This is a genomic window from Dietzia massiliensis (genome assembly GCF_018390595.1).
Taxonomy (GTDB): domain Bacteria; phylum Actinomycetota; class Actinomycetes; order Mycobacteriales; family Mycobacteriaceae; genus Dietzia; species Dietzia massiliensis.
In genome coordinates, this window is sequence record NZ_JAHBAV010000173.1 from 1 (window position 1) to 463 (window position 463).

Here is a 463-nt window from a genome sequence, read left to right on the forward strand (position 1 = left end):
GCGGATGCCGGATGCGATCAGTTGCCGCAGCAGCCTGGGCTCATCCAATGCCGTACAAATAATTATCGCGGTGTCCGGCGAGCTTTCACGCACATCGGCAATCAGCCTGAAGCCGTCCAATACCAATTCTGATTTGCCGCACAAATCCATCACCAGTAAACGATGCGTGTGCTGAGTGAATAAGGCTCTCAGCGCCACCAGGTTCGTCACCTGTCGAACGTTGTCGGGCTGTAGACCGCAGGACTCAATCAATCGGTTTCTCATCCCCAACGCCGTGAGGGGGCAAGGTTCCATGATAGCCACGGCCCCCGTCGCCGCATTGCCGGCCGCCAAGGTTGTTCCATAGGGATAATTAATATTCATATCATCACCTTAAATCTGTCGTTAACCTTCCATCTAGGGCAGCCCTTTGTCTACTGATAGACGAAAGTGACCTGCAGAGCCCCTTCTATCGAACCGGGCG

1 protein-coding gene is annotated in these 463 nt (G+C 54.2%); it reads right to left on the reverse strand.

The features are described 5' to 3' along the window. Positions 1–363: response regulator (locus KHA85_RS16710; RefSeq protein ID WP_213186661.1), on the reverse strand; the 363-nt coding region annotated here is incomplete at its 3' end. Positions 364–463 lie beyond the last annotated feature (100 nt).